This is a genomic window from Shewanella sp. NKUCC01_JLK (genome assembly GCF_019345615.1).
Classification (GTDB): Bacteria; Pseudomonadota; Gammaproteobacteria; order Enterobacterales; family Shewanellaceae; genus Shewanella; species Shewanella oncorhynchi.
This window is the reverse complement of the sequence record NZ_JAHKRD010000014.1, coordinates 104456-120369: the sequence shown is the minus strand read 5'-3', so window position 1 is coordinate 120369 and position 15914 is coordinate 104456. Positions and strand designations below refer to the sequence as shown.

General features: G+C 48.1%; 10 protein-coding genes. 2 read left to right on the top strand and 8 right to left on the bottom strand.

Features of this window, described 5'->3' with window-relative positions; translation table 11 throughout:
• Positions 1-8 precede the first annotated feature (8 nt).
• The 4 genes from ilvD to ilvC all read right to left on the bottom strand — a co-directional run bounded on the left by ilvD (position 9) and on the right by ilvC (position 6007).
• A complete protein-coding gene (ilvD, locus tag KO537_RS15960; RefSeq protein ID WP_131524929.1) occupies positions 9-1868 on the bottom strand; it encodes a dihydroxy-acid dehydratase in 1860 nt (619 codons plus the stop codon).
• 57 nt (positions 1869-1925) lie between these two features.
• Positions 1926-2183: an acetolactate synthase 2 small subunit gene (ilvM, locus tag KO537_RS15955; protein ID WP_007651625.1), complete on the bottom strand. Its 258-nt coding sequence runs from the start codon at positions 2181-2183 to the stop codon at positions 1926-1928.
• A complete protein-coding gene (ilvG, locus tag KO537_RS15950) occupies positions 2180-3853 on the bottom strand; it encodes an acetolactate synthase 2 catalytic subunit (RefSeq protein WP_219234864.1) in 1674 nt (557 codons plus the stop codon). Before ilvG ends, ilvM begins: the two co-directional genes overlap by 4 nt.
• A 675-nt stretch (positions 3854-4528) precedes the next feature.
• A complete protein-coding gene (gene ilvC / locus KO537_RS15945; protein WP_131524931.1) occupies positions 4529-6007 on the bottom strand; it encodes a ketol-acid reductoisomerase in 1479 nt (492 codons plus the stop codon).
• Between the two features lie 219 nt (positions 6008-6226).
• Between ilvC and ilvY the strand changes: the two genes are divergently transcribed.
• The gene (ilvY, locus tag KO537_RS15940) at positions 6227-7099 is read left to right on the top strand and encodes an HTH-type transcriptional activator IlvY (protein ID WP_105250471.1); all 873 of its coding nucleotides are present in this window, start codon (positions 6227-6229) and stop codon (positions 7097-7099) included.
• Between the two features lie 193 nt (positions 7100-7292).
• On the opposite strand, the gene KO537_RS15935 is transcribed toward ilvY, so the two are convergent.
• From KO537_RS15935 to KO537_RS15920, 4 genes are all read right to left on the bottom strand, one after another.
• A complete protein-coding gene (locus KO537_RS15935; RefSeq protein WP_105250472.1) occupies positions 7293-8609 on the bottom strand; it encodes a hemolysin family protein in 1317 nt (438 codons plus the stop codon).
• Between the two features lie 755 nt (positions 8610-9364).
• Positions 9365-11149, bottom strand: a complete 1785-nt coding sequence (locus tag KO537_RS15930) for a GGDEF domain-containing protein (RefSeq protein WP_219234894.1) — start codon at positions 11147-11149, stop codon at positions 9365-9367.
• A gap of 45 nt (positions 11150-11194) precedes the next feature.
• Entirely contained in the window at positions 11195-12223 is a 1029-nt protein-coding gene (locus KO537_RS15925) for an ABC transporter substrate-binding protein (RefSeq protein ID WP_173248009.1), read from the bottom strand.
• A 694-nt stretch (positions 12224-12917) separates the two neighbouring features.
• Positions 12918-14063, bottom strand: a complete 1146-nt coding sequence (locus tag KO537_RS15920; RefSeq protein ID WP_219234862.1) for a DUF1963 domain-containing protein — start codon at positions 14061-14063, stop codon at positions 12918-12920.
• Positions 14064-14281: 218 nt separating this feature from the next.
• On the opposite strand from KO537_RS15920, the gene KO537_RS15915 reads away from it, so the two are divergent.
• Entirely contained in the window at positions 14282-15808 is a 1527-nt protein-coding gene (locus KO537_RS15915) for a YifB family Mg chelatase-like AAA ATPase (protein WP_131524934.1), read from the top strand.
• Positions 15809-15914 lie beyond the last annotated feature (106 nt).

Here is a 15914-nt window from a genome sequence, read left to right as displayed (position 1 = left end):
AAACATAATTAGTCCTCCAGTTTACTGCGATCGCGCACCGCGCCCTTGTCGGCACTGGTGGCTAGCATGGCGTAGGCCTTAAGTGCGAGTGACACATAACGTTGGCGACCAATTGGTTTCCACGCCATTGGGCCAAGACTGTGCATTTTTTCACGGCGAGCATTGAGTTCAGCATCGCTTACCGCCAGCTTGATGCTGCGCTTTGGTATATCAATTTCGATACGATCGCCATTTTCAATCAAGGCGATTGTGCCGCCAGCGGCCGCTTCGGGTGAGACGTGGCCGATAGATAAACCTGAAGTACCACCAGAGAAACGACCGTCGGTTATCAGCGCGCAGGCCTTGCCTAAACCACGTGATTTTAAGTAACTGGTTGGATACAACATTTCTTGCATACCCGGGCCACCTTTCGGGCCTTCGTAACGGATAACCACCACATCACCCGCCACCACTTCACCGCCTAAAATGCCCGCCACTGCATCATCTTGGCTTTCATAAACGCGCGCCGAGCCGATGAAGGTCAGATTAGATTCATCTACGCCCGCAGTTTTAACGATACAGCCGTTTTCGGCCACATTACCCGACAATACGGCAAGACCGCCCTCTTGGCTGAAGGCAAACTCGCGGCTACGGATACAGCCTTCTTGTCTGTCATTATCCAGTGACGGCCAGCGACAATCTTGGCTAAAGGCTTTAGTGGTCGGAATGCCCGCAGGTCCCGCCATAAAGAAATGTTTTACTTTTTCATCTTGCGTCTGCATCACATCGTATTTCGCCAATACAGACTTCAAATTGCCACCTTCATCGGCCGCCACATGGAACACATCGGTATGCAGTAATCCGGCTCTGTCTAGCTCACCTAAAATCCCCATCACGCCGCCCGCACGGTGCACGTCTTCCATATGGTATTTAGGCGTCGATGGCGCAACCTTACAAAGGTGCGGCACAAGGCGTGACATACGGTCAATATCCGCCATGGTAAAATCAACATCGGCTTCCTGCGCGGCGGCCAATAAATGCAATACAGTATTAGATGAACCGCCCATGGCGATATCTAAGGTCATGGCATTTTCGAAGGCTTTGAAGTTGGCGATATTGCGTGGTAATGCCGATTCATCATCTTGATGATAATAACGTTTTGCCAGCGCCATCACGCGGCGCCCCGCTTCCAAAAACAGCTCGCGGCGATCCGCGTGGGTTGCTAGCATAGAGCCATTACCCGGCAGCGATAATCCTAGGGCTTCGGTTAAACAGTTCATTGAGTTGGCGGTAAACATGCCCGAACAAGAGCCACAAGTTGGGCACGCACTACGCTCGATTTTGGCACTGTCTTCATCGCTCACGTTCGAATCGGCGCCCGCCACCATAGCATCGACTAAGTCGAGCTTGATGAGTTTATCCGACAGCTTAGTTTTACCCGCTTCCATCGGTCCACCAGAGACAAACACGACGGGAATATTGAGGCGCAGCGCCGCCATCAACATGCCAGGTGTGATCTTGTCGCAGTTGGAGATACACACTAAAGCATCGGCGCAGTGGGCATTAACCATGTATTCCACACTGTCGGCGATAAGCTCGCGCGATGGCAGACTGTAAAGCATGCCGCCGTGGCCCATGGCGATACCATCATCGACTGCGATCGTATTGAATTCTTTGGCGATACCGCCCGCTTCTTCGATGGCGCTCGCCACCAGTGAGCCCATGTCTTTTAAGTGCACATGGCCCGGTACAAACTGAGTAAAGGAGTTAGCAATGGCGATAATTGGCTTACCAAAATCATTGTCTTTCACCCCTGTGGCGCGCCATAGCGCACGGGCACCCGCCATATTGCGGCCTTCGGTACTGGTAGCTGAACGTAACTTTGGCATTGACTGTATCCTTTATCTCAAATCGAAAATCGTATTCTTAATTCACAGGGCGAATACTTAAGCATTCGCCGTTTGTTGCAAGCTCAGCGGTAACAATACCTTACACTGGGTCACATCAATCAGTTTATTCAGCTGATTACTTAACAGTTCGATGGCACGTTCGCTATCGACCTCCATATCCAGCGACAGGCTAGCGTCGTCATTCATGCGCATCTGCATTTGGGTAATCCTAAAGCCACGATGGCGAGTCACGCGCAAAACACGCTCAAGCACTTCGGGGCGTTGTTGAACCGTTAATTCCAGAGAGTGGATCATGTTTGTTTCTCCATTTCGTCCATCATATCGCTGTTTGATGCGCCGGGGGGCACCAGTGGCCAAACGTTAAAAGCATCGTCGATTGCAACGTGTAACAAATACGGACCCTTAGCCGCTAACATTTCGGTTAAGGCTTCTTCCACTTCATCGGAAGAAAAAATCGTGCGGCCGGGAATATCAAAAGCGGAGGCCAATTGCACAAAATCGGGGTTATCGGATAAATCCGTTTCGCTATAGCGCTCTTCAAAGAATAGCTGCTGCCACTGCTTCACCATGCCAAGCTTTTGGTTATCAACCAGCACGATTTTCACCGGCAGCTTACGGCGTTTGATGGTGGTCAGCTCCTGCACATTCATCATAAAAGAACCGTCGCCAGAGACAGTCACCACAGTCGCATCGGGACGCGCCACTTGCGCACCAATGGCGGCGGGTAAGCCAAAGCCCATAGTGCCTAAGCCCGCGCTGGACAGATGATCTTCAGGGCGGCGGAACCACATATGCTGGGCAACCCACATTTGGTGCTGGCCCACATCGCAACAAACAACATTGTCCTCGGGTAACTTATTGGCTAAACGGCGCAGCAGCGCAGGGGCGTAAATCAAACTGCCGGGGTGTTGATAATCCCATTGATGCTTACGACATAAATGCTCCACTTCAGCCTGCCAAGGCGTAATGTTCATCGACATGGCTAAGGCGGGGAGGATTTGGCGTAAGTCACCGGCGATTGCCACCTCTGGCATACGTAACTTGCCCAGCTCAGCGGCGTCTATGTCTAAATGGATCACTTTGGCCTTGTCGGCAAAGCTCGCTAAACGGCCGGTGACTCTGTCATCGAAACGGGCGCCAACCACGATCAGCAAATCACAATCCTGTACCGCTAAGTTAGCCGCCTTGCCACCATGCATGCCTAACATGCCTAAGTAACCTGGCGTGCCGTGGGCGATACTGCCCAGCCCCTTCAAGGTCGCGACCGAAGGTATACCCGTTACTTTGATAAACTCACGCAGTTGATCGACCGCGCCCGCCATGCCCACACCGCCGCCGACATACAACATAGGTTGTTTCGCTTCTGCCAACAGCGCACGGGCGGCCTCGATATCACTCATCTCGGCTTGGGGTTCGTTCATGACGGCCAGCAAAGGTGTACGGTATTCGAGGTGAGCGAGTTGGATATCCTTCGGGATATCGACCAACACAGGGCCAGGGCGGCCGGATGCGGCGATTTCGAAGGCTTGATATAAGGTTGGGATAAGATCGTTGATGTTTGTCACCATAAAACTGTGCTTAGTGCAGCTCAGTGACATGCCCAGCACATCGATTTCTTGAAACGCATCAGTGCCGATAACGGCGGTGGAGACTTGGCCTGTGATGGCCACGATAGGCACTGAATCTAACAACGCATCGGCAAGCGAGGTGATAAGGTTAGTCGCGCCTGGGCCTGAGGTCGCGAAGCACACGCCGGTTTTACCGCTGGCTCTTGCGTATCCTACGGCGGCAAAGGCGGCGCCTTGTTCGTGACGGCTTAAGAGATGTTCAACAGGGCTTCCATAGAGGGCATCGTATATTGGCATAATGGCACCACCTGGGTAACCAAACACTGTGGTGACTCCATGTGCTGCTAACACTTTGATTACCGCGTCTGCACCTCTGATCATCTGCCCTGGTTCCATATTCTCTCTCGCTACGTTAGTCCTGAATTGCCGAAAATCGACGCTAATTTTTTACTCTTTCGAAGCTTAGGACCTTGCTCTAGGCCCTGAAACGAAGAACCCCCCGGTCCTTTCGGAGCGGGGGGTTCTTTCGAAACTTTTAACCTTTTAGGTCTATCAGTTCGCCATGCGCCGCCCCCGCTGTGATTTAATAATCACGACGGTAATAATCACGAGAATGAGCTTGGCAGCTTGGTTAAACATCAATATGGATTCCTAATCGGTGTTTCTAAAATTTGGGTATTGAATGAAAGTTAGTATCGCTTTGGGCTTTGCCCTAGCGCGAGCTATTAGCTTTACCATAAAGCAACGGCCAAACACAATAAAAAATATCTTTTGTCAAAAAAAATTCAGCTTCCCTGCCGAGACAATGCAAAACAACAAAGTAAAACGTTAACTGTTGAGCCTCAGTCGGCGCGATTCACCTACTTAACGATAGACTCACTAACTGTGTCGTTTTTGCCCGCTCGACAACCCACTGAACAGGAAAAAATTGTTTCTCACTAAACTGATTCATCACTAAGCAAGCTCAAGATGCGCGTTTCACTATCTTGAGCTTGCTTGGGAACTGAGCTGAGACCCAAGTCCTTTGAGTCTCAACCCTCTCCCCCAATGCTGGGCTTAACTCACTATCACTTAAGCCTCAACAATGCTCTTCATATCAGTCATGTAACCGCGAAGCTCAGCGCCAACATATTCCACTGCCGTTTCACGAATCGCTTCGTTAACAGCGATGAGCGTTAGGTTGTCGACACCGGTTGCGCTGTCTTTCAGGCCAGCACCTAAATACTCAGATGACATGGCATTAACATAGTCACGCAGCATAGGTACGGCAGCGTGATTGAACAGGTAGCAACCGTATTCGGCTGTGTCTGAAATCACTACGTTCATTTCGTACAAACGCTTACGAGCAATCGTGTTAGCGATCAGTGGGGTTTCATGCAGTGACTCGTAATAAGCCGACTCTTCCACAATACCCGCAGACACCATAGTATCGAACGCCAGTTCCACACCCGCTTTGATCATAGCAACAAGGAAAATACCTTTGTCGAAATAGGTTTGTTCGTCGATATGCTCGCTCGATACGGGCGCATTTTCGAAACCTGTTTCGCCAGTTTCGGCTCTCCAACGCAGTAAGTTCGCATCATCGTTTGCCCAGTCTTCCATCATAGTGCGTGAGAATTCGCCGCTGATGATGTCATCCATGTGCTTTTCAAATAATGGTTGCAGAATTTCTTTTAAATCTTCTGCAATTTCAAATGCTTTAATCTTGGCTGGATTAGACAAACGGTCCATCATGTTAGTGATGCCGCCGTGTTTCAGCGCTTCAGTGACCGTTTCCCAACCTTGCTGGATAAGCTTGGCCGCATAGCCTGGCTCAACGCCATCGGCGATCATTTTCTCGTAACCTAAGATGGCACCCGTCTGCAACATACCGCACAGAATGGTTTGCTCGCCCATCAGATCCGACTTCACTTCTGCGATGAAAGACGACAGTAAAACACCGGCTCTGTCTCCACCCGTTGCGCTAGCATAGGCTTTAGCAATCTCTAAACCGTCACCGTTTGGATCGTTTTCTGGGTGAACAGCGATAAGGGTAGGCACACCAAAACCACGTTTGTATTCTTCACGCACTTCAGTACCAGGGCACTTAGGCGCAACCATCACCACAGTGATGTCGGAACGAACTTGCATACCCTCTTCAACAATGTTGAAGCCGTGTGAGTAAGACAAGGTAGAGCCTTGCTTCATCAGTGGCATAACTGCGTTAACCACGTTTGAATGCTGTTTGTCCGGCGTCAGATTAAGAACCAGATCCGCCGCAGGGATTAATTCTTCAAAGGTACCGACACGGAAACCGTTATCGGTTGCTTTTTGCCATGAGGCACGTTTCTGTTCAATCGCTTCAGGACGCAGGGCAAAAGAGATATTCAGACCCGAATCACGCATGTTCAAGCCTTGGTTAAGACCTTGAGCACCACAACCTAAAATAACAATATTCCAATCTTTGATGTAGTTACAGCCGTCGCTAAACTCAGAACGATCCATGAAACGACATTGGCCAAGCTGTGCTAATTGTTGACGTAAATTCAGAGAGTTAAAATAGTTAGCCATCTGATATACCACCTATAAGTCAGAAATTTTGGACGCAACCAAACTAACATAATGTTACGACTTGGTTGTGATTGAAATCACTATAACCCATGCTTATCATTGCTTAAAATGATATATTCGGAACTTCATATTGCATTATTCGCAACGTCAGCCGCAATAACGCTCAGTAACATCGGCGGCAATATGCAGCACTCAAGCTCAGGCTAAACAGGATAAGTTATGGATATTCGTACCCTCAAATTGTACCTGCACTTATGTGACAGTTTGCACTTCGCCAAGACCGCGGAGCAGATGCATGTGAGCCCATCGACCTTAAGCCGAGCCCTGCAAAGATTAGAAGAGGAAGTGAACGCTAAGTTGTTAGAGCGGGATAATCGCAGCGTGACCTTAACCCACGCGGGACACGAGTTTAAGCGCTTCGCCGAGCAGACCTTGAACCATTGGAGCACGCTCAAGCACAGTATCGATCTCAAGCAGGACGTGCTGCGCGGTCGGCTGAATCTGTATTGCTCGGTCACTGCCGCCTACAGTCATTTACCGGGTTTATTGGATCTATTCCGCCAAGAGCATCCCTTCGTCGAAATCGCCTTAACCACGGGAGATGCAGCCAACGCGCTAGCAGAAGTGCAGCAGAATCGCGCCGATATCGCCATCGCCGCCCTGCCCGATCCTTTCCCCAGCAGCTTACATTTTGCCAAAATCGACGATGTGCCACTGTCGATTATCGCACCGACGATCCGCTGTGCAGTACAGCAACAAGTGAGTCAAACGCCCATCGATTGGTCGAGCGTACCCTTTATCATCCCAGATCACGGCCCAGGACGGCGCCGCGCCGATAACTGGTTCAAACAAATGGGCATCAGCCCTAATATTTACGCCCAAGTGTCGGGCCAAGAAGCGATCGCCTCTATGGTAGCGTTAGGTTGTGGCGTGAGCATGAGCCCAGAAGTGGTGATCAATAACAGCCCAGTGCGTGATCGCATTCAGCTGCTCTCGTCGCCGGTTGCGATTCCACCGTTCGAGTTAGGTTGCTGCTGCAAAGTGAAACGGCTTGACGATCCCATCGTTAATGCGTTTTTGGATGTGATTTAAACGAGGAAAGTAATACAAAATAAAAGTGCGAGTGAAGAGTTTCAACGAGATAGAAAACCGAAACGGCTCTCAAAAAACTAAAAAATTAGCTAAAGAGAACCGCTTCACTATCGAACAGTTGCGATCAAATTGGTGCTAACGAGCTATTGCCACAGGATTTCTATCGCCAGGCAATCAACACAAGATGACAGGATTACACATCCGGCGAGTTGAGCTTATCAATAGGATCGATACGGGTCACCAATAGCTGATCGACCTTGTACGAATCGATATCGACCACCTCAAATTTATAGCCCGCATAGTTCACGAAATCCGTACGCTTAGGGATTTTACGCAGCATATACATCATAAAACCAGCAATGGTTTCGTAGTTCTGATTATGCGGAAACTCCTCAATACCAAAGGCGCGCATTACGTCGGTAATAGGCGTCACACCGTCGACTAACCAAGAGTTGCTATCACGGGCGATGATCTGCTCTTCGCTCTCGTGCAATGACCAAGCCCCCATTACGGCGCGCTGTAGATCGTTAGTCGTGACAATCCCCACCACTAAGGCGTATTCGTTCATTACCACGGCAAAATCGGCGCGACTATTTTTAAAGTATTCCATCGCTTCTGACAGGCTCAGCGTATCGGGAATGATCAGCGAAGTATGGATTAAGTTACTGCCTTTTAAGATGATATTCTCACCGTTGATCACACGGATCAGCAATTCTTTCGCATCCACGAAGCCTTTGATCATATCTAACTGACCATCGCAGACGAGGAACTTAGTATGGGGATCTTCAGAAATTTTACGCTTGATATCTTCTTCACTGTCTTGCAGTAAAAAGTACACTAAGCTTTCACGGGCCGTCATGGCCGAAGTCACAGAAACGGTTTGCATTTCAAACACATTTTCCATCATCTGTTGCTCACCGCGATCTAGCACCCCAGCTTCGGCGCCCGCATTCATGACGGCATAAATATCGTCGGAGGTGATGGCATCGTTACGCACGGTTGGGATCTGCAGCAGTTTAAAGATACCACTCGCCATGCCATTGAAAAACCACACTAATGGGCGTAATAGCACAATACAGAAAGACATCGGCCCGACAACAGCTAAAGCGACAGGCTCAGGCATCGCCATGGCAATGCGTTTTGGCATTAAATCGGCGACTAAAATAAAGGCGCTGGTTACCGTTATGAAGGATAAAACAAAGCTCAATTGGCTCAGCCAAGGCTCGGCAACTAAAGGGGAAAGCAACTGATAGAAGTAAGGCCGAAATGCCGACTCACCCACAATACCGCCCATGATGGCAACGGCATTAAGACCAATTTGTACTACCGTAAAAAAGCTACCGGGAACGGCTTGTAACTGCAGCACTTTTTCTGCTCGTGCATCGCCCTCATCGGCTAACTGACGTAAACGAATTTTACGTGAAGCGGCAAGTGCAATTTCTGACATAGAGAAAAAACAACTCGCGCCGATTAGACACAATATAATCATCACGTTATCAAAGAGACTCATGTAACACCTTTCATTTAACACTGGACTAACTAGGACCAACTCGCGCTTTATTGCTCGCGAGTCAGTTGAATTCATTGTATTTGAGCAAAGTTTGCTTTGTCTGGTCGCTGCACAACAAGATTGTATTGACCACTTTCACCCCAAAGATGAATGATCGCTTAGATGACAATCCTTAGGGTGCACTCAGTATATCTGCAAATTCACGAGTTATGCGTGACTCCGCTCTCGCAGCCCACGCATAGCGCTAATGCACTTGCATCATTTAAGTAATGTTTTATGTCGAAGCGACTGAATATACAGCATTTAATTATTTTACTCGACTCGATGGCATTAGACATCCGAGCGCGGTGGCTTTGATATTGAGCTGCTAGAACGTACATTTAAACCAATAGAATTGACTATGCAGTCGTGGCTTTGCTTAGTTGCGTTACGTAAAATACGTCCAGAATGGCAGCATGGATGTCACTCAGAGTGCATCGCTAAATCGACATTAGGCGGCAGATTATATCTCATCTGCCGCCTAATATTACCTCACCTTGGGTAATTTTTATCTTAGCGACTTATCTACCGCTATGTTTCACATAAATGTTATCAATTAGTTAGCATGATTGAGGGCGTCTGTGGCGTGGTGATGCTAACCGAATATGTCTCCAATTTTGCAGCATAGAGCCTAGACTCTTGAAGCTCAGTAGCCAATCCAGCAACGCGTTGGGATATCTTGGCGAAAGAGTAACGTCACCTTCAACCGGCTCCCATTAAATCACTTCAACCTCGACTCTGTTGCGACCTTTATCCTTAGCGCGATAGAGGCAAACATCGGCGCGGCGTAATACGTCGGCCATCTTAAACCCCGAGATCTTATCTAATGGCAAAAACACGCTGCCAATACTGATCGTCACCACAGCCAAGGGAGATACTTGATGGGGAATATTGAGTTGCTCAACGAGATAACACAGTTGCGTAGCAATAGCCGTTAACTGTGCTGGCGTGACCTGCTCGACGACCAAAGCAAACTCTTCACCACCAATGCGAGCCAATAGAGCATTATGCGGCAGGATATCGCACTGTGCTAAGGCATCTGCCACTCGCTTGAGCACAGTATCGCCTTCAAGATGACCATAAGTGTCGTTGTAGGATTTGAAATAATCGATATCCAACATTAACAATCCCGCTGGAGTGTTAGCTTGTAGCACAGTAGCTAATCTTTCAGTAAAGGGTCGTCTATTAGCTAAGCCAGTTAACTCATCGGTTTCAGCCATCACCTTTAATTGGCTATTCGCGGCAACCAGCGCTTGTTGTAGCACTATCATCTGACGCTCTTTCTGTTCGCGTAGCAGTAACTCGTTCAATGCGGAGGCGAATTGGGTCAGCATATTCTTTTTCTGGGCGTTCCAATTTAATGGCCGCGACACAGTCGACAGCGAGAGCAATCCCAATAACTCCCCAGCATTTTTAATCGCAAAGGCGGCAATCGAACATATCCCCACGGATTTCATTACCTCATATTCCTGTGGTGAAAAAGCCTTTAACGCCTCAAGATCCTCAATCACTAAGGTCGATTCCGTCTCGAATTTTTTAGCCAGTTGAGCAATATTATCTACCGAAATCACTTGGACCTTATTTGCGTGTAAGTCACTGGTCCAAAAGCTGCGGTAATAGGCATGCTGCTGATGGAATTCGAGAAGACTCACCCTTTCAACATCAAATAACTGACCTATTTTGTGGCATACCTCAGTTAAGGTTTTATCCACATTGCAGGTATCTATGCTCAAAAATTGCAACGAAATCTCAGCCAATAATTGATTCGACTGCGACTGCCAATCTAATTCTTTAGTTCGTTCTTTGACCAAGTCAGACAATAAATGCTGTTGTTGTTGCAGTGCACGTTGCTGACGTTTATTGATGGCTAGATCATTACGTATCCTTTGATACATGCCCTTAAGTGACAATGCCACATGGGCTATTTCATCGGGTCTTGCGGTTACCGTCTCGGGCACAGATAACTTTTTTAACGAGTTAAGATTGATTTTATTAGTGAAATCTTCCAGTGCCGACAATCTATCTGTCACCATGAGTCGCACTAAGGTCAAAATCAAATAAATCATCAATAGGGTCTTTAACCCATTACCGAGCACGATAAAAATCAACTGCCGCCACAGCTCGTAGTAAAGCCGATTGGTATCTAACCCTACGGTCAAAGTCGCTATTGACTGCTCTTGATAGGTCACAGGATAGTGAAATAGAGTTTGCGACTCGTCATCGGTTAACAAAGGTTTACCCAGATGCATAGTGACGCCATCGATACTGTCTAAATGTACACTCGACACTAATGGCATCATCCCCAGTCCAGAGAGCAAATCCGATAACAAGCTACGGTCGACGTCCCACAGTGACTTCGCCACGCTTGGCAAAATAGATTCTGAATACTCGCGGATATCCGAAGTCGCATTATCGATACTATCCTGATAGTTCCAAATCAACTGTACCAGCATAGTTAACACAGCAAAAAACGAGCTCACCCCAATAATAATCAGCGTCATCTTGTGGCTAATAGAATGATTACGATGCTTCATGTACACCTGTTATTACGCCTTGAGTGGCAACTTATTCAAAATCTGAGACTGGAAAATCTGTGGCCAATCTCGAGCAACTAACATTTGATAAAATGCCGAATCTGGTTGCAAAACACCGAACAAGGCAACATTGTCATAGGGGAGATATTTTTTATGCTGCTGATAATATTGCAATTCGACCAAACCTAAAGCGCCAACCAAAAAATGCCCGCCACCAATAACACTCACAGAGTGCTGGCGACAAAGCTGTAAAATCTCAGGTGAAGTATTGATCGTACCGACAAATACATCTTTACCAGACACCAAACCTTTTTCCTTCAATGCCTTAAGCACCCCAATCGCCATACGATCACTGGCGGTCCAAATCACATTCAGATCAGGATAACGATTCAGCAGGGTTAACGCTTGCCCATAAGCCACAGCCTCACTCCATTGGCCATAAACCGTTTGAGTCAGAGTGGCATTGGACTGCATAAAGAAATAGTCACTGGCGCCTTGGGTACGTAGCACTGAAGCAGGCGTCGATTTATCGCCCGAAATCAACAGAACTTTAGCCGCCTTTCCCTCTAAATCGTCCATTAAGGCCTTAGCGGTCGCCGAACCAATAGCGTAATTATCGGGAATAATGGCGGGTAACAGATATTCTTGCCAATGGGGATCTTGCAGCAAGGCATCACGCTCGCCAGGGGAAATATCATTTAAAATCAATTGCACATAGACAGGGTGAGGATAAAGCGCCTGCAGCATTTTTATCGCGGATTGTTTTTCATTAACCAGAATAACGTAATTAGGTAACGCCTTTGCAGAAGCTAACAACTCATCGAGTTGGGTGATCATCTTGAAGTGATTGCGATCGGAATGAATGATATCGAGTTTAATATCGAGTGTCGTCGATGCCGCCAACATCAATTGGTCGACATCTCCCCAAAAACTGTCATCGACAGCCCCAGGATTAAAAAAAACCACATCGAGTTTTGCCCATGCTGCCCCACCAAAACCCGCAGTACAGATAAACACACACGCTAACATCCACGAACGCATAGGCGAGTTCTCCTCGACCATGTTCCCTCAAATGTCATCCTTCACAAGAGGTCACTTTATTATTATCGATTCACAACCTTGTTACCGCATCGCCGCCCAAAATGTTGCTAAAATCGGCAGCAGATGTTTCGATTAAACCACAAAATGATACAAAGTATACTTTATATGCTGACTATTTATTCCGACACCCTGTCTGTATAAGGAGTTCGAGTGGCTCAGTAGCAGAATGTTTATGGGGATGGTAAGTGGCGGCCTTATGGTCAGTCTTGCAACCTAACCACGGAGAAAATGACGGGGACTTAAAAGGAATACAAGTTAGAACTCAGACGTTAATGCAGCCTAGCGCTCAAGTTGAATCAAGGTCGTGGGGAGGGGAACCATGATTTTCAGTGGAGGGTAAACCAAATGAGACTGTGCAACGATGCCCTCATATAATGGCATAGGTTAACCAGCCTCTATTAACTGATTGAAATAATTAAATATAACTATCAAGCACTCAATCTATTCAGTCGTAATCATTTCTCCCAGAATCAATCCTTTATAACTCATATTCATTCAAAGGCACTAAATTGTGCTTGTGACTCTTCTTTTAATCGGTCGCAACATACATCTTCAATCGTCTCGGTGTACTCCAATTGCTGTGTAGCCCGTATCGCCCAGCAAAAAGGTTGGCTGTAGCCAACCTTTCGATGAACTAATAATCATATATGCAGTAAATGCGATCGAATTTTCCTAACGCTAAATCGTCTCGATGGATAATAAAATTCAACTGCATCGAGTGCTCACTATAGACGACTTTGAACAGCACCAGATAATCTTCGGCATTGCCGCCTAACTCAGCCGCGGCGCGGAGTTCGGGGGCTTTATAGCGGCTATCTCCATGGCCATTAATGCTGGCGATACCATTGTAATACGGCAGCGGCTGCTCGGGGACCAGCAATGCCTGCAAGTTGGATGACTGCCAGTCGGTATTAGCCCATTGCGATTGAGTGAGAATCTGACCAGGGATAAACCCGTGCTCATTCAATTGTATCAGCTCATAGCCCTTGAGCAGATCTTGCCACTCTGGTGCCAATTCATCATCTACAACCGCTAAGGCCTCCAGCACCATAGCTTGTTGCGGTTCTGGTAGCGCTTGTAAACGTGCCTTGGCTAACTTTACTAAATGCGGGTTGTCACTATTAATCATGTCAGGGGCTATCATCTTAATGCTGGCAATTCCCTGAAGTTGATAAGCCTCTTCATACTCATAGTTTGCACATACCGCATCGTCGAACTTAGGTTCGGCAATCGCTTTTCCAGAGTTCAGTTGCTGATCCTCAGCGACATAATAGACATGGCCGCGAAGCATTTCCGAGAATCGCCAGCGCTCCAAAAAGAACAACAATCGCCCTTCTCGAGGCAAATAAGATTGAAACGCCTTCAGGTCGCTGCAGTTGAGCTGTGCGATAAATTGCATGGGCACACGGAAGGCTTGCACCGCCTCGTCCCAGTCCCAAAGATGCGCCTCATCTGTCTCCCAATCATCCTGCCAGTCCTCCCGCCAATGCTCATTAATAAACTCGCGGGTATGGCCAAAGCTCTCAACATAGCCATCCAACATCTCCTCCCTTCCGACCAAAGTCACCGGATAATCCATGCCAACAGGCAAATCCGGCAATCCACCCAGTCGGCTATTACCTAACTGGCCATAGTCTTCGATTGGACAGGGATAGAGATCGACACTACTTCGAATAAATGCCGAAAGCGTATGGGCAAGATGCGGGTCTTTAAACTGCGCCAACTTTTGCTCTAGCAGCTGCTGACGAATGGGGGAATTTTCTGCTAACAACATATCCATATTTACCTCACGACTCCAATATTTGTTTTTTTATCATTTCTATCAACTATTTGCCACCTTCAAATAAGGCAAATTGCCAAACCTATCACACGATTAGCAAAGCCGGAGTCAACGGCTTGCTAATGAGAAGGGCAACGACCTAGGCGATAGGAAACCCCTCCCATTAATTACTGCTACACTCAAATTCAGCGCAAAAAAATTAACAAAAGGATTTGTTTATGGCGATAGCCTGTGTCAATACCCGAGCCAGTTGTGGAGTCGAAGCTCCTCAAGTCACAGTTGAAGTGCATCTCAGCAACGGCTTACCAGCATTTAATCTTGTAGGCTTACCCGAAGCTTCGGTAAAAGAAGCCCGTGAGCGAGTACGCAGTGCCTTGATCAATGCGGGATTCGAGTTTCCAATGCGGCGGATAACAGTCAATCTCGCGCCAGCTGATTTACCTAAACAAGGTGGCCGCTACGACTTACCCATCGCCGTGGGCATATTGGCCGCTTCGGAACAGATTCCCATTAACAGTTTAAAAAATATCGAGTTTGTCGGCGAGCTGGCACTGTCAGGGCACATACGTTACTGCCAAGGATTATTGCCCGCGATTATCGCGGCGAAGCGCCAAGACCATGCCTTGGTCTTACCGCTAGATAACCGCCACGATGCCGAGCTAGTCGGCTATCCCAATGTGTTATTTGGTTCGCATCTGCAAAGTCTAGCCGCGTATTTACAAGGGCAAAACCAACTGCCCACACTGGCGCCACAGTTAGAATGGGTAAGCCAAGAGACACCCGAGTCTCATACTTGCCTGAGCGATGTGATTGGCCAATATCAAGCCAAGCAAGCTCTCGAAATTGCCGCTGCGGGTAACCACAACCTCTTGATGCTAGGCCCGCCGGGTACTGGCAAGACCATGCTTGCCAGCCGCATGATGGCGCTATTGCCCGCGCTCAATTATGAGGAAGCGTTAGAAGTGGCGGCAATTCATTCCGTTGCTGGGCTCGACATTAAACCGCAGCATTTTTTACAGCGACCATTTAGGGCGCCGCACCACACGAGTTCTTCGATCTCCCTCGTGGGCGGTGGCAGTATCCCAAAACCCGGTGAGATCTCCCTCGCCCATCGCGGTGTATTATTCTTGGATGAAGTGGCTGAATTTCCGCGTAAAGTCTTAGATTGCCTGCGCGAACCGATGGAAACCGGCGAAGTAGTGATTTCCCGCGCCGCCGCTAAACTGACATTTTTGAGTCGATTCCAATTAATCGCAGCGATGAATCCTAGCCCGAGTGGCGACTTGGATAGCCATCATAGATCCAGCCCTGAACAAATCCAACGTTACCTTTCGCGGCTTTCAGGTCCGTTTCTCGATCGTTTCGACTTGACCATAGAAGTGCCTAAACTTCCCGCGGGCACTTTAACTCAAGCCGCGCCGCAGACAGAAACCAGCCAAGATATCGCCAAACGAGTTAAGCTAGCACGTGAGCTACAACTCGCCCGTGCTGGTGTGCTCAATAGCGAACTTACAGGGAAACAATTGAAACGCTTCAGCGGACTCAGTGATGCTGATTTAGTATTTTTGGAGCAAAGCGTGGTGAAGCTTGGCCTTTCGGTTCGCAGTTTTCATCGTATACAAAGAGTCGCCCGCACTATCGCCGATCTTGAACAAGCACCTAACACCGAACGCCGCCATCTTGCCCAAGCACTGGGTTATCGTGCTATGGATAGGTTGCTCGCACGACTATCCCAGCAATATTGAGTCAGCAGCTTTACAGTGAAGATGAACAAATGCACCGACCAGCAGTGCCTAAGATTGAGCCAAACGCCTACACCGAGTAACATAGGCCTCCAATTTTTGTCAGGGG

What these genes read in the sequence shown, in the direction of transcription:
- ilvD (WP_131524929.1), bottom strand. Translation starts at nt 1,868, where the DNA reads ATGCCAAAGTTACGTTCAGCTACCAGTACCGAAGGCCGCAATATGGCG.
- ilvM (WP_007651625.1), bottom strand. Translation starts at nt 2,183, where the DNA reads ATGATCCACTCTCTGGAATTAACGGTTCAACAACGCCCCGAAGTGCTT.
- ilvG (WP_219234864.1), bottom strand. Translation starts at nt 3,853, where the DNA reads ATGGAACCAGGGCAGATGATCAGAGGTGCAGACGCGGTAATCAAAGTG.
- ilvC (WP_131524931.1), bottom strand. Translation starts at nt 6,007, where the DNA reads ATGGCTAACTATTTTAACTCTCTGAATTTACGTCAACAATTAGCACAG.
- ilvY (WP_105250471.1), top strand. Translation starts at nt 6,227, where the DNA reads ATGGATATTCGTACCCTCAAATTGTACCTGCACTTATGTGACAGTTTG.
- KO537_RS15935 (WP_105250472.1), bottom strand. Translation starts at nt 8,609, where the DNA reads ATGAGTCTCTTTGATAACGTGATGATTATATTGTGTCTAATCGGCGCG.
- KO537_RS15930 (WP_219234894.1), bottom strand. Translation starts at nt 11,149, where the DNA reads ATGACGCTGATTATTATTGGGGTGAGCTCGTTTTTTGCTGTGTTAACT.
- KO537_RS15925 (WP_173248009.1), bottom strand. Translation starts at nt 12,223, where the DNA reads ATGCGTTCGTGGATGTTAGCGTGTGTGTTTATCTGTACTGCGGGTTTT.
- KO537_RS15920 (WP_219234862.1), bottom strand. Translation starts at nt 14,063, where the DNA reads ATGGATATGTTGTTAGCAGAAAATTCCCCCATTCGTCAGCAGCTGCTA.
- KO537_RS15915 (WP_131524934.1), top strand. Translation starts at nt 14,282, where the DNA reads ATGGCGATAGCCTGTGTCAATACCCGAGCCAGTTGTGGAGTCGAAGCT.